We start from the raw sequence: 14047 nt of genomic DNA, 5'->3' as shown, positions 1-14047 counted from the left end.
GGCAAAGAAAAACCTGTTACTGACCTCGTTTGCGCTTCCTTTTCTTTTTCATTCTATTGGCAAAATCCTGTTCCTCGTAATCCTCGCCCTGTGCTTCGGGAATGAGCAAACCGCCCAACGCTTCAACCAACCCGTCTTCATTTTTATCGGTAGTAACAAAATCAAACAAATGGTGGGGTTCTTCCGCAGGAAGATCTGCATCATTTGTCCTTGCTATTTTCGGTATTAGCTTATCAGGCTCTTTTATCTCCGGCTTAATGTTGTTATTCCAGTAATCATTAAAGGTATTGGCAGAAAGCTCTGTTGCTAAACGTGAACCGTTCCAAACCGTTTTGGAATTGTGGTCAATAAAAGTGATACCGTAAATACGTCCTGTATCATTCCGGCGCACTACTATGTTAATGCCCTGTTCTCCTAACTGCTTTTTAAATGCCTGTTCATCGCTTGTGGTTTTCAGGGCTATGGTAACGGCAGATTTTAGGGTCTGCTTGGTAGGATTGTCTTTCAATGCCGTTTTGCATTTCGCAAAATGCAATTCCAAAGCCGGAAGCCCTGCGCTCTTGCCAAACAAGGAAGCCTTGAACGGATGCCCGGCTCTTTCGCCTTTTTCATTCAACGGAATATATAATAAGCCCTGCTGCATTTTTCCTTGTAATTCGCCCTCTATTTTCTCGGTGGTAATATTGAACAGGGAAAGCAGGGCATTGTATTCGCCCAAAGTTTGGTATTGGTAGTAGTTCGGCAGGTGGCGAACGACCGAAGCTATTTGGCTTTTTACATCGCCCGCCCGATAATCTACCGGACGGAAAACCTTATCAGTCTGGTTACGTTCTTTGTCCGTAGCCGGTATTAAATGATATTGTTTTTCCAGTTCCCGGCATACATTCATCGACCGCATTTTCTCAAATTTGTCCGAAATCTTTTTGCCCTGCTCGTCCACACATACCGATACGATGTGAATGTGGCTGCGGTCAATATCAGTATGCTTGAATACAATAAAAGGCTGCTCGCCGTAACCCATTTCCCGCATATACTGCTGTGCCATTTCCCGAAATTTATCATCATTTACGATGTCTTTCGGGTCGGGATTGAGCGAAATATGCAGCGTATGTTTCTCGGTATTGCGGTTGGCTATCAGATAAGGAGCGAAAGATTGGGCTAATTGCGCAACCGTATATTGACCGCTTGCGGTTTCAATCATCTTATTGGCAAACAGAATTTGTCCGTTTTCTTTTTCAATTTTCAGGTTATTGTATGCCAATGCACCATATAAATTTCCGCTCCTACCGATTTTTGCTATCACTTTTTAGAATGGTTTTTGAGGTATTTTGCTTCAAATTCTTCGGTCAGTTCAATGATTTTTCTACATAACATCGCCATTTCAGCCGTCTGTTTTTCCAGCTTAAAGAGGTAAGCCGATGCTTTTTTCTGTGAAAAATTCTTGTAAAGCAGCTTAATAATCTGGTTGTAATTCACGCCAACGTTGCGGAACTGGCTGTGAAAAGAGGTCAGCCGCATATAAAAATCAACCGTTCCTTTGTCAATCTGAATGGTCTTTATCGTCTTGTCAAAGATGCGGGATTTGATAAAGTGTGCCTTTACATCCATATTCGACTGGTCAAACAGGGCAAGAAACTTGGCGTTTTCCTCTTCGTTAAGAGAAAGCGAATACCTGAATATCGCTGGGTCTGTTTTAAGTGGACGACCAATGGGTTTTCTCACTTGTCTTTTGTTGTTCTCGTTCATAATAAATCCATTTTTAACCTATACAAAACCCTGACTTCGGAAGGTGTTTTCCAGCCCCCTGCAAGGGCAAGTTGTTCTGCATCGGAAAATACTTTTGAGATGCTGAGAACACAACTTGCCGTGTTCTGTTGAACACAAAAATCCGCCCTGCGGGACGGATTGAATGTAACAGGGAAAAACGGCTCGATGCCGTTCCCCATTTTTTCCGATTTGTCAAAATATGCTTGCATAAATCCGTTAATAAAAATCATTCTACAAAGTAACTACCTCTTATTAAGAGTATTGCAATGCGATACCCGGACAAATACTGCCTTTGAACGCCAAACACTGCCACAATGAAATAAGCACCTATCTATCTGCATTTCTTTGTACATAGAAACAGAGATAAGGGCGCAGATAAGTATGCAGGTAACAACATAAGTACCTGATTAAAAAAGTAGCTAAGTGCAATTGTACGGAGATAGAAAAATACCTGCCGACATACCTGAACAGATAGTTGAGCAAGTAAAAATGCAGGTACGCATATCGGCAGATATGCAGATGCAAACCTGCATATCTGCATACAATCCTAAAGAAGTATTCAGGTACATCGCTAATGGAGCGCATACCTGCCTAAGTAATTACATACCTATATGCCTATGTACAGGATGATATAGGTAGAAGCCTGCGGAGATACGGACATAAGTAATTGAGTATATAAATAAGTAAAAACAGTTGTAATATGAACGAAAAACAAAAACCAGTATTTATCGCCTTTTCATCCCAAAAAGGCGGTGTAGGTAAAAGCACCTTTACTACGCTTGTTGCAAGTACAATGCACTACCGGTTAGGCTACAATGTTGCCGTATTCGATGCGGATTTTCCACAGCACAGCCTGATGAAAATGAAAGACCGTGATTTGAAAATGATAATGGAAAACGAGGCTTTGAAAAAGCTGGCGTACAAACAATTTACCACTATCAACAAAAAAGCCTATCCAATAATACAGCACAAGGCAAACAGCGTACTGGAAGAAGCCCACGAATTTGTAAGCAGCTCTTCAGTGCCACTTGATGTGGTATTCTTTGACCTGCCCGGAACGGTGAACACACCCGGCATCCTGAAAGCACTGGCAGGAATGCACCACATTTTTACGCCCATTACGGCAGACCGTGTGGTAATGGAAAGTACGCTCATTTTCACACAGCTTTTGCAGGACGTGATTATGAAGAAAGGAGAAACCGATATAAAAACCATTAACCTGTTTTGGAACCAAGTGGATGGAAGGGAAAGTACCCCGCTATACGGTATATATAATCAGCTTATCGAACAGTTAGGGTTAAGCCTGATGCAAAGCCAAATCAAAAACAGCACACGCTTCCGCAAGGAAAGCGAAGTAAACAGCAAAACCATATTTCGCTCAACCCTGATGCCGCCCGATGAGCGGCTGATGAAAGCCTGCCAGTTGGACGAGTTTATGAGCGAATTTTTAAAAATCATTCAATTATAGTCCTATGGAGAAAGACAATAAGAAAAAAGTAACGCCCGATATTAACGAGGAGCTGATGATGAACCTGATGGTAGATGGTGTAAAAAAAGAGGGCTTACAGCTTCCGCCAGAAACCGCCGATGAACCGGAGCAGAAAGTAAGTGTGCGGGAAGAACCGACAAGGGAAAAGCCTGCGGTTAAAGAGAAGAGCAGGACCAAAAAGGCAACCGAAGCCGATTACGAAAGTATCTTTTTCAAAAAGTCGGAAACCAATGCCCGTGATGGGAAAACGGTCTATATCCGACCAGAGTTTCACGAAAAGCTGACACGTATTATACAAGTAATTGGTGAAGACAAGATTAGTATTTACGCTTATTTGGATAACCTGTTGGATTATCACTTTCAGGAATTTGGCGAACAGATTACCAAGAGCTATAACGATAAGTATAAACCCATTTAATAATTGGAGCTATGGAGATTGTAATTGTAATATGCCTGCTGATAGTCATTGCCTTGCTTTTGCAGGACAAGATTGTCATTAAGAAAAGGTCGGAGCAAAAGCCGACAAAGGGAAAAATCAATCCGCACCTTCCCGATATTATGGGGCAGCCTAAACCGAAATTAAGCCATTCAGTGCCAAACACTGCCAATGAAAGCCAAATAGAGGAAGTGGAGATAAACCTTGATAATTTAGACATTGAATATGACGAAAACGAAAACGTCAGCATTCAAATTCCGCAGGAAGAACTGGACGAAGTTTTCAGCAATATACCTGATTTGGAAGATGAGGAAGAAGACTGGAACAGGTACGGAATACCCAATGGCGATGACGGTTTTGCCCAAGGGGTTACCTTCGAAGAACTAAGCTCCGTGGGGGTATTGCTCCAAAAAGAAAAATTGGAAACAGCCCAAAAGGAAACAGCGGTAGCCATAGTTCAGAAATTACAGGGAACCGAACTATTCAGCCTATTGGAAAATTCTGTGGCGGATGCTTCCCGAAAGATAGCCGAGCTTTTGGATAGTAGCCTTTCAACTGAAACAGAACCCGGTTCTTCCACCTTGCGGAAAAATGATTTGGGGAATTTTGACATTGGGGAGTTCTTATAGACTTCCCTTTGTCTTTTTAAATTCCGTTTTCCGAGAACTCTTCAAACGCAGAATAGTTTTTTATTCCTTTAGACTTGTTCACTTTTCCCATAATTGTGCAATCAATCCGGCTTTTTAGATAGGATGCTAAATCATCAAAATGCCGAACATCAATATAATTAATTCCTGATGCTTTATATCTTTTAGATAATGAAATAGTAAAAGCAGCCCAGTTGAATTTTTCTCCCTTTTTACTTAGTTCAATTTGTTTCCAATCGCCATATCTTTTTTTTAAATAATCAATATAGTTCTTCTTAGAAAGCTCTTTCCCCAATGCTCCGTCAGGTAATTCAATTTTTGCTTTTACAGGCTTGGATTTTTTTACAAACTTTGGAAAATACTTATGTAGCAAAGCCTCTGATTGTTCAATATGCTTTGTAACGGTGTCCCATCCCCAATAATATAAATGAAATGGAAGTTCCTTTTCTTTTCTGATTTGATTGAGGTATTCCTGTATTTGCACATCGTCACGGAAGGTAGAAACAAAAACAAATTTGTCGAAATCAATAGCTAAGTCCCTCGATTTTTCTAAATCGGTGTTTATATCCTGAATTAGATTTTTCCTGATAGTTTCATCCTTTCTTCCAATGCTCTTCAATTTGCATTGAATAACCGTTTTGGTTTTAGTAGAAAAGACATCAATTCCTTTCTGATTTTGTCCTTTTACACCAAACGTCTGAAAGTCTGTATTCTCATATGACGAAGTATTCTCTACAAAATTGAATAAATCACAAGTAAGTTCCTCAAATAACCTTTCATCTTTTAAAGGAGGTAGTTGATAGTTCGCCATCTAAAAAAATCGTTTAAAAATTGTTTCCTGTTCGGTATCTGAATATTCAGCAATCACTTGTTTTGACCAATCAAAATCAAACTTTCCAAACTTATTTTCATCGCCGTTTAAATCAATTTCATCTTCATTGAAAGTAAGTATATATTGAAAGTTATGCAGCTCGTTCGATTTGTGGTACATATAGTTCAGGACATTGGATATTGTTTTGTATGATATGGCGTGAAATACACCATCGTGTACAAGAAAATCAGGGATATTGCGTTTATCAATCCTGCTTTTTAAGAATACCATTAAATCATACGCTACAATTTTCAAACGTTCCTGTCCCAAAGCATCTGCTTTTGGAATTTCCAGACTTATTTTAAATGGCAACTGATTTCTTGGCGAAGTAGAGTTTAATGTGATATTAAAATAAGAATTATCAAATTCTTCATCCAAATAGATAGCATTTTCAAGAATTTGCTGAAATAATAATCTCAACTCATCAAGATAGGTTTGTTGCTTATTTAGTTCACTAACAATATCTCTCTTTAATTCTGCAATGACAATATTGGAATTTCCTAATATTTCCTCTATTTCGTCAATTTCCCTTACAATTGAGGTGTTCCGTTCTAAAAGTGTTTTTTCATTCACTAATCTTTCGTAGGTACTCTCAATCCTGTCCAATGCACCTCTCTCTTTTAGCAATGAAAATAATTGGCTCCTGTTCTTTTCTAATTTTTCAAGCTGTGTTAAACTTTGGTCTATTGATGATTGTAATTTCTTTTCTTCTTCCAATAAATATTTATTTCTATTCGCCAGAAGTTGTTTTTTAAAGTCTATAACTTCATCTAAACTCTTTTTTACAAAGTTGCCAAATGTAGATACGGTTTCATTGTAGAGCTTACGAATTTTGTCCAGGTCGATAGATGTTACATCATTGTAAGAGGATTTGAGTTTTTCTAATTTACGGTTTGTATTATGATAGATGACAGATTGCTCGTTAATTTCAGATATAACCTGATTTAGCTTTTGCTCTATCTCTTTGTGATTAGCAAGAAAGTTGTACTCTTTCAGGCTATTCTCAAGTGCTACAATATCTTTTTCGATTTTTAGCCGCTCGGTTCTAAACTCCTGAATATCTTTCCCTGTATCTGCCTTAACCTTTTCTGATAATGATTTTACTGTATTATTGTATCTTTCATATTCAGAAGAAACTTCGTTATATTTTAAAAGTGTTTTAGTCGGGAGATTAAGCAAATAAAAATTATACAACGCCTTTTCTCTTGCATTGGCGTTATAAGAAACAAAATTTAAAGGGTCAACTCTCTGCTGACTTTGCAAGTCATCCTTAACAAAAAATTCCATCAACGTTCCATATCTTTTTCCCTCAAAGAATACTTCGTTGTTCTCTGTCGGAAAAAATATCCCTTCCAGCAATTTCGGCATTTCAGATTTTTCATATTCATCGAGAGCATCCGGTCGCTTCCCGAAAAATATTTTTTTTGTATCGGCAAAGCCCCTCTTGAGAAAATATTTTTGTTCCTGTACTTCAATTTCTAAAGTAATCGTGTGTTCATCCTCACGTAAAAAGTCATACTTTTTTTGAGCAAATCTTTTTTCTGCTTTACCGCTTAGTAAGGTAAAATCAACAAGCCTGACCAACGTAGATTTGCCAATACCATTAATCCCTCGTGCTTCTTTATCCCCAGAGTATTTGCCCAATATGATGTTTATTCCATTGTGAAATGGAACAGCATCTATAAGGTTGGTTTCTGAATATATTCTAATTAACATTGTCGAATAAACTTGTTTGATTTTCTTCTTGGCTTTCTTTCTTTACCAATTTAATTTTATATCCTTTTTTCTCAATACTGCCAATTGTATGCAAAAAGGTTAAAGCATACAGAAAAAGGTCGGGTGTTCTATCTTTATCCCTGTTTAAAAACTTATTCATTATATCATCCACGATGGTATATTTGTTTTTAAAAGGGGAATTGCCCATAATACTAATAATATCTGCTCCCAATACCATAAGATTGGTTTTAAGATTGCTTTCTGGCTGCGGTAATATCATAGTTCATTTTCTGTTTTTCTGCCTATTAAACACTGCTCAAACATATAAAGCAATATAGATTTTACACACTTCACATATTCATCATCTTTAATGTTTCCATATGCTGTTGTATATTGGTCGGTTAGATTATATAATCTATCCTTGAAATTTCCTGAAAGTTTATTGTAATCATTTATAACTCTTCTTTTCAGGGTATTAATCTCATCATCGTTATATCCCGAAAGTATATTGGTAATCGTGTTAAATTCTGCCATAACCAGTACCATTTCCGAGTTCATTCCATCCCAATCTTCCTGCTCAAAGTTGAGTTCGATTTTCTTTTGGGGAGGGACTAATGATTTCCTGTCGAAATGCAGAGCCTTATCTTCTTCGCTTGAAGCATTCAATAAGTCATTAATAATTTCCTGAATATAGTCCTGTATAAAAAAGTTCTCAATCCCCAAATAAGCTGCAAGTTTTCTTTTTTTACTTGATACAAGTTCATCAACAATAGAAAGAATTTGGTCTATACCCTTAATCGAAGTATCGCCGTCCAAACTCTGAATTAGCGTAAATTGTTCCGGTGATACTTCGTGGTTTACGTACATTTCCCAATTTGGAAATTTGTCTTTCCAGTTTTTCTGGTATTTTTCGAAATCTCCTTCTTTGTTTGTTGCCCCTAAAACTTTCGTTTCAAAATCAGTTTTGCTATATTTTCTTGGTGCGTAACAAGCCAATATTTTTTGTTCGGGTAAAATAGTACCGTCATTGCCTTTATCCTTATTCCTTCTAATGGGCGTATAGTTATCAACGCCATATTTCAAAAGAAACAGTTCATCAATAAATTCTTCGAACTCAAATCCTTCTTTGGATTGAATTTGCATTTTAAAAGCGTTCTTCAATAATTTATCCATATACAAATCAGAGTTCCAAATTAATTTTAACTGTACCGTCAAATCCCTTTTCTACTATCTCTTTAAGGGTTTGAAGTTTGATATTATTGCCATAATCAGTTTCAACCTTAGAAATGTAACTCCTTTTCTTACCCACTTTTTGGGCTAATTGTTCTTGAGTTAGCTGTCTTTGTTCTCTGGCTTCCTTCAGCATTTCTCCAATATGTCTGCCTGATATTTTCATCTCAAAAAGGATTAAAATTGACTTTATTACGAATGTACAAATGTAATTTAAAAGTTGCATTGAACCAACTGTAAATTGTATAAAAAGCATTTGAAAATTTCCACTCTCGTTCTGAAAATTCCCACCAACAAAGCCACTCACAGCCAAACACTTCCTTTGACTGCCACTTTCTTATAACGCCTCTTTTTCCACAAGACATTTGTCCCGAAAGCTCGCAAGGTGCGGGATAAAATGTAACAAATAAATGTGTTTCAATTATGGAAAAACAGAGAAAAAAAGTTTTGCTGGCAGCCGTGGCGATGCTGTCAGGAATTGGTGCGTTCGCACAGGGAAACGGTTCGGCAGGTATCAACGAAGCTACTCAAATGGTAACAAGCTATTTCGACCCCGCCACCCAATTAATCTACGCCATCGGTGCGGTGGTTGGGCTCATCGGAGGCGTTAAGGTGTATAACAAATTCAGCTCCGGCGACCCTGACACGAGCAAGACTGCGGCAAGCTGGTTTGGTGCGTGTATCTTCCTGATTGTTGCCGCTACCATCCTGCGTTCATTCTTCCTGTAATCCTTTGCTTATGAATAGTTACAATATTAACAAAGGCATTGGGCGTACAGTAGAGTTCAAAGGATTGAAAGCGCAATACCTGTTCATTTTCGCAGGCGGACTGCTCGGTACGCTTATTCTCGTGATGATACTGTATATGGCAGGCGTAAACTCTTACATCTGCCTGTTCATCGGAGCAGGGGGTGCTTCGCTCATCGTATGGCAGACCTTTTCACTGAACCAAAAGTACGGCGAACACGGGCTGATGAAAGTGGGTGCAAGAAAACGGCATCCTCGATACATCATCTGCCGCAAGCCTGTACACAGGTATTTAAAATTCACTTCTAAACCAAAAGCCGTATGAGAAATGTAGCAAAGACCTCCACTTTGGAAAGCAAATTTCCATTGCTGGCAGTAGAGAACAACTGCATACTTTCCAAAGATGCGGACATTACCGCCTGTTTTGAAGTGCGTTTACCGGAACTGTTCACGGTAGCTTCTGCGGAATATGAAGCCATTCACTCCGCTTGGCACAAGGCGATTAAGACCTTACCCGATTTTACGGTCATTCACAAACAGGATTGGTACATCAAAGAAAGCTACGCCCCCGATTTGGCACAGGAAGATCAGAGTTTTTTATCGAAATCTTATCAACGCCATTTCAACGAGCGACCATTCCTGAACCACTATTGCTACCTGTTCCTGACAAAAACCACCAAAGAGCGTATGCGTATGCAAAGCAACTTCAGTTCGCTTTGCAAAGGCACACTCATACCAAAGGAAATCAGGGATAAGGAAGCGATACATCGCTTTATGGAAGCCGTAGCACAGTTTGAGCGTATTGTGAACGATAGCGGTTTTGTGAGCCTGCAACGATTGAGCGAAGAAGACATCATCGGTACAAATGAAAAGCAAGGATTGCTGGAACAGTATTTTACCCTTTCGAGGGAAGCAGGAACGCCGATGCAGGACATCGCACTCGGTGCTGAAGAAGTCCGTATCGGAAACAAAAGGTTGTCTTTGCACACCCTGTCCGATACGGACGATTTGCCCGGAACGGTATCGGCAGATACACGTTTTGAAAAGCTATCTACCGACCGTAGCGACTGCCGTTTGTCGTTCGCTGCACCTGTGGGGTTGTTGTTGAGCTGCAACCATATCTACAACCAGTATTTGTTTTTGGATAACAGCGAAGCGAACCTGCAAAAGTTTGAAAAATCAGCAAGGAATATGCACTCATTGGCTCGGTACAGCCGTGCCAACCAAATCAACAAAGAGTGGATAGAAAAGTACCTGAACGAAGCACATTCGTTCGGGCTTTCCTCTGTTCGTGCGCATTTTAATATTATGGCGTGGTCGGAAGACCCTGCCGAACTCAAACAGCTAAAGAATGATTGCGGTAGTGCGTTAGCACTGATGGAGTGTAAGCCACGCCACAACACTACGGATGTTGCCACGTTGTATTGGGCTGGAATGCCGGGCAATGCCGGCGACTTTCCGGCAGAGGAAAGTTTTTACACGTTCATAGAGCCAGCCTTATGCTTCTTTACCGAAGAAACCAATTACCACAATTCGCCGTCCCCATTCGGGGTAAAAATGGCGGACAGGCTTACAGGCAAGCCTATCCATTTGGATATATCAGATTTGCCAATGAAGCGTGGCATTATCACGAACCGGAACAAATTCATTCTTGGTCCGTCAGGTTCGGGTAAATCGTTCTTCACAAACCATATGGTAAGGCAGTATTTCGAGCAGGGCGCACACGTACTGTTGGTAGATACGGGTAATTCCTATCAGGGTTTGTGCGAATTGATTAAGGGGAAAACCAAAGGCGAAGACGGGGTTTATTTTACCTATACCGAAGACAATCCCATTGCCTTTAACCCTTTTTATACCGATGACGGCGTGTTCGATATTGAAAAGCGTGAAAGTATCAAAACTTTGATACTAACGCTTTGGAAAAGGGACGATGAACCGCCGACCCGTTCGGAAGAAGTGGCATTATCCAATGCCGTTAGCGGTTATATCGAGCGTATCAAAACGGAAAACGTGTACCCATCATTTAACGGCTTCTACGAGTATGTAAAAGGCGATTACCGCAAGGTATTGGAGCAAAAGCAGGTAAGGGAAAAAGACTTTGACATTGCCAATTTCCTCAACGTATTAGAGCCTTATTACAAAGGCGGCGAATACGATTACCTGCTGAACTCAAACAAGCAGTTAGACCTGCTTTCCAAACGCTTTATCGTGTTTGAAATTGATGCCATCAAAGACCACAAAATCCTCTTTCCCATAGTCACGATTATCATTATGGAGGTGTTCATCAACAAGATGCGCCGACTGAAAGGTATCCGTAAGCTCATCCTGATTGAAGAGGCTTGGAAAGCGATTGCCAAAGAGGGAATGGCGGAATACATCAAGTACCTCTTTAAGACCGTTCGCAAATTCTTCGGAGAAGCGATTGTCGTAACGCAAGAGGTCGATGATATTATCCAGTCGCCCATTGTGAAAGAAAGTATCATCAACAACTCCGATTGTAAAATCCTCTTAGACCAGCGCAAGTATATGAATAAGTTTGACGATATACAGGCAATGCTGGGGCTTACCGATAAGGAGAAAGGGCAGGTACTTTCTATCAATATGAACAACGACCCATCAAGGCTTTACAAAGAAGTCTGGATTGGTTTAGGTGGTACGCACTCGGCAGTCTATGCCACCGAAGTTAGTTTGGAGGAATACCTCGCCTATACCACCGAAGAAACCGAAAAAATGGAAGTAATGCAGCTCGCTGCTGAACTGGACGGAAACGTGGAACTCGCCATTAAGCATATCGCTATGCAACGGCGTGACAATTCAAATCAATAGTCATTAACAATTTAAAATTTCAAGAAAATGAAAAAAATCCTTTTTATGGTGTGTACGGCACTAATGCTTGCCGTTGCACCGTCCGCAAAAGCCCAATGGGTAGTAACCGACCCCGCAAACCTTGCATCGGGCATTCTCAACAGTGCGAATGAAATCGTACAGACTTCTTCCACCGTAAGCAATGTGGTTAAGAACTTCAACGAAGTGAAGAAAGTGTACGAACAGGGCAAGGAATATTACGACAAGCTGAAAGCCGTCAACAACCTTGTGAAAGATGCCCGTAAGGTGCAGCAAACGGTTTTGCTGGTAGGCGATGTTTCGGAAATGTACGTGCAGAATTTCGGCAAGATGATGAACGACCCCAATTTCTCGCCGCAAGAGCTGACCGCTATCGGTAACGGCTACTCCGCATTGCTCAATGAAAGTACCGAACTGCTGAAAGAACTGAAGCAAATCGTAACCTCATCCAGCCTTTCGCTGAACGACAAAGAGCGTATGGACATCATCGACCGTGTGTACAAAGAAGTAAAAGACTACCACAGTCTTGTACGCTATTACACCAACAAAAATATTTCTGTAAGCTACCTGAGAGCGAAAAAGAAAAACGATGCCAAAAGGGTGCTTGACCTATACGGAACTGCTAACCAAAAATACTGGTAACAATGGAATGGGATAATCTTCACGAACTCCTGCGTTCGCTTTATGACGATATGATGCCGCTTGCAGGCGATATGGCGGCAGTGGCTAAAGGTCTTGCGGGATTGGGTGCATTATTCTATGTGGCATTAAAGGTTTGGCAGGCTTTAAGCCGTGCCGAACCTATTGATATGTTCCCATTGTTACGCCCGTTTGCTTTGGGGCTTTGCATTATGTTTTTCCCAACCATTGTATTGGGAACTATCAATGCAGTGCTAAGCCCCGTTGTAACGGGAACACATTCCATACTCGAAGACCAGGTGCTTGACCTGAACAAGCTGCAACAGCAGAAAGACCAACTGGAATATGAAGCAATGGTCAGAAATCCCGAAACCGCCTATATGGTATCGGACGAAGAGTTTGACAAGAAGCTGGATGAATTGGGCTGGTCGCCCTCCGACATCGGCACGATGGCGGGTATGTATATGGACAGGGGTGCTTATCAAATAGAAAAAGCCATAAAGGATTGGTTTCGCAATCTACTGGAGATACTCTTTCAGGCGGCGGCTTTGGTTATTGATACCATAAGAACATTTTTCCTGATAGTCCTCTCCATACTCGGACCGATTGCCTTTGCAATTTCCGTATGGGACGGCTTTCAGTCCACGCTCACGCAGTGGCTCACGAGGTATGTGAGCGTTTACCTGTGGTTGCCTGTTTCCGATTTGTTCAGTTCGATGCTGGCAAGGATACAATCGCTGATACTGGAAAAGGATATAGCAATGCTTTCAGACCCGACCTATATACCCGACACCTCCAATACGGTGTACATCATCTTTATGATTATCGGCATCATCGGGTACTTCACTATCCCGACAGTAACAGGCTGGGTAATCCAAGCTGGAGGCGCAGGAAACTTTACCCGCAATGTAAACTCAACAGCAATGAAAGCAGGAAACCTTGCCGGAGCCGGAGCTGGTTCAACGGTTGGAAACATCGGCGGTCAGTTACTTAAAAAATAATGTAAAACAATAATCATTCTTAAAAATGGAATTTAAAACGCTAAGAAATATAGAAAACAGCTTTCGGCAGATACGTTTATATGCCATCGTGTTTGCCGTTCTCTGCATAGGCGTAGTAGGATTTGCCGTGTGGAAATCGTACAGCTTTGCAAATGAACAAAGGCAAAAAATCTATGTGCTGGATAATGGCAAATCACTGATGCTTGCCTTGTCGCAGGATGCCAGTATTAACCGACCTGTGGAAGCAAGGGAACACGTCAGGAGATTTCACGAATTGTTCTTCACGCTTGCACCCGATAAGAACGCTATTGAAAGCAATATGAGCAGGGCGTTCAACCTTGCCGATAAATCAGCTTTCGACTATTACAAAGACCTGTCTGAAAAGGGCTATTACAGCCGTATCATTTCGGGTAATGTTCAGCAACGAATTGAGGTAGATAGTGTGGTGTGCAATTTCGACAATTACCCCTATGCAGTGCGCACCTATGCCAAACAGTTCATCATCCGTTCGAGCAACGTAACACGCCGTAACCTGATTACTTCCTGCTATCTCGTCAACTCCGTTCGTTCGGATAACAACCCGCAGGGATTTAACATCGAAAAGTTTGCGGTAGTAGAAAACAAAGACATCGAAGTTATCGAACGCTAAAAATTAAGGAT

Annotated in this window: 16 protein-coding genes; 9 read left to right on the top strand and 7 right to left on the bottom strand. The window is 40.7% G+C overall.

Annotation, left to right across the window (positions count from 1 at the left end; genetic code table 11):
- Nucleotides 1-16: 16 nt before the first annotated feature.
- Together mobB and mobA are read right to left on the bottom strand one after the other, a co-directional pair.
- Nucleotides 17-1303 carry a conjugal transfer protein MobB gene (gene mobB / locus H6W52_RS08395; RefSeq protein WP_024567746.1) on the bottom strand — a complete coding sequence of 429 codons (1287 nt, stop codon included), beginning with the start codon at nucleotides 1301-1303 and terminating at the stop codon, nucleotides 17-19.
- On the bottom strand, nucleotides 1300-1746 hold the full coding sequence (gene mobA / locus H6W52_RS08390) for a conjugal transfer protein MobA (RefSeq protein ID WP_002996037.1): 447 nt from the start codon (nucleotides 1744-1746) through the stop codon (nucleotides 1300-1302). Before mobA ends, mobB begins: the two co-directional genes overlap by 4 nt.
- A 721-nt stretch (nucleotides 1747-2467) precedes the next feature.
- Between mobA and H6W52_RS08385 the strand changes: the two genes are divergently transcribed.
- From H6W52_RS08385 to H6W52_RS08375, 3 genes are read left to right on the top strand one after another with little or no spacing between them, the layout of a single operon-like run.
- On the top strand, nucleotides 2468-3235 hold the full coding sequence (locus tag H6W52_RS08385; RefSeq protein WP_024567747.1) for a ParA family protein: 768 nt from the start codon (nucleotides 2468-2470) through the stop codon (nucleotides 3233-3235).
- Nucleotides 3236-3239: 4 nt separating this feature from the next.
- On the top strand, nucleotides 3240-3674 hold the full coding sequence (locus H6W52_RS08380; protein ID WP_002996029.1) for a DUF3408 domain-containing protein: 435 nt from the start codon (nucleotides 3240-3242) through the stop codon (nucleotides 3672-3674).
- A gap of 11 nt (nucleotides 3675-3685) precedes the next feature.
- On the top strand, nucleotides 3686-4321 hold the full coding sequence (locus tag H6W52_RS08375; RefSeq protein ID WP_002996027.1) for a hypothetical protein: 636 nt from the start codon (nucleotides 3686-3688) through the stop codon (nucleotides 4319-4321).
- Between the two features lie 16 nt (nucleotides 4322-4337).
- Here the strand turns inward: H6W52_RS08375 and H6W52_RS08370 are convergent, their stop codons facing one another.
- The 5 genes from H6W52_RS08370 to H6W52_RS08350 are packed head-to-tail and all read right to left on the bottom strand — an operon-like array spanning nucleotide 4338 to nucleotide 8463.
- Complete coding sequence (locus tag H6W52_RS08370; protein WP_002996025.1) at nucleotides 4338-5150, bottom strand: hypothetical protein; 813 nt, start codon at nucleotides 5148-5150, stop codon at nucleotides 4338-4340.
- Entirely contained in the window at nucleotides 5151-6926 is a 1776-nt protein-coding gene (locus tag H6W52_RS08365) for a DUF2326 domain-containing protein (protein ID WP_002996024.1), read from the bottom strand.
- A complete protein-coding gene (locus H6W52_RS08360) occupies nucleotides 6916-7206 on the bottom strand; it encodes a hypothetical protein (RefSeq protein ID WP_002996022.1) in 291 nt (96 codons plus the stop codon). The genes H6W52_RS08365 and H6W52_RS08360 overlap by 11 nt, the downstream gene beginning before the upstream one ends.
- The gene (locus H6W52_RS08355; protein ID WP_198001572.1) at nucleotides 7203-8069 is read right to left on the bottom strand and encodes a hypothetical protein; all 867 of its coding nucleotides are present in this window, start codon (nucleotides 8067-8069) and stop codon (nucleotides 7203-7205) included. The genes H6W52_RS08360 and H6W52_RS08355 overlap by 4 nt, the downstream gene beginning before the upstream one ends.
- 37 nt (nucleotides 8070-8106) lie before the next feature.
- Nucleotides 8107-8463 carry a helix-turn-helix domain-containing protein gene (locus tag H6W52_RS08350; protein WP_227533391.1) on the bottom strand — a complete coding sequence of 119 codons (357 nt, stop codon included), beginning with the start codon at nucleotides 8461-8463 and terminating at the stop codon, nucleotides 8107-8109.
- 116 nt (nucleotides 8464-8579) lie between these two features.
- Here H6W52_RS08350 and H6W52_RS08345 point away from each other — a divergent pair, with 116 nt between their 5' ends.
- From H6W52_RS08345 to traK, 6 genes are read left to right on the top strand one after another with little or no spacing between them, the layout of a single operon-like run.
- On the top strand, nucleotides 8580-8885 hold the full coding sequence (locus H6W52_RS08345) for a DUF4134 domain-containing protein (protein ID WP_002979435.1): 306 nt from the start codon (nucleotides 8580-8582) through the stop codon (nucleotides 8883-8885).
- Between the two features lie 10 nt (nucleotides 8886-8895).
- Nucleotides 8896-9228, top strand: coding sequence for a DUF4133 domain-containing protein (locus H6W52_RS08340; protein WP_002996016.1), 333 nt, complete (start codon nucleotides 8896-8898; stop codon nucleotides 9226-9228).
- The gene (locus H6W52_RS08335; protein WP_024567749.1) at nucleotides 9225-11729 is read left to right on the top strand and encodes a TraG family conjugative transposon ATPase; all 2505 of its coding nucleotides are present in this window, start codon (nucleotides 9225-9227) and stop codon (nucleotides 11727-11729) included. The genes H6W52_RS08340 and H6W52_RS08335 overlap by 4 nt, the downstream gene beginning before the upstream one ends.
- Before the next feature lie 27 nt (nucleotides 11730-11756).
- Nucleotides 11757-12389 (top strand): DUF4141 domain-containing protein, encoded by a 633-nt coding sequence (locus H6W52_RS08330; protein WP_002996013.1) that lies wholly within the window; start codon nucleotides 11757-11759, stop codon nucleotides 12387-12389.
- Between the two features lie 2 nt (nucleotides 12390-12391).
- Complete coding sequence (traJ, locus tag H6W52_RS08325) at nucleotides 12392-13387, top strand: conjugative transposon protein TraJ (RefSeq protein WP_002996010.1); 996 nt, start codon at nucleotides 12392-12394, stop codon at nucleotides 13385-13387.
- 25 nt (nucleotides 13388-13412) lie between these two features.
- Nucleotides 13413-14036, top strand: coding sequence for a conjugative transposon protein TraK (gene traK / locus H6W52_RS08320; protein WP_002996009.1), 624 nt, complete (start codon nucleotides 13413-13415; stop codon nucleotides 14034-14036).
- Nucleotides 14037-14047 lie beyond the last annotated feature (11 nt).

The organism is Chryseobacterium sp. C2(2020) (assembly GCF_014218915.1).
Lineage (GTDB): Bacteria > Bacteroidota > Bacteroidia > Flavobacteriales > Weeksellaceae > Chryseobacterium > Chryseobacterium mucoviscidosis.
This window is presented reverse-complemented; position numbering and strand designations above follow the sequence as displayed.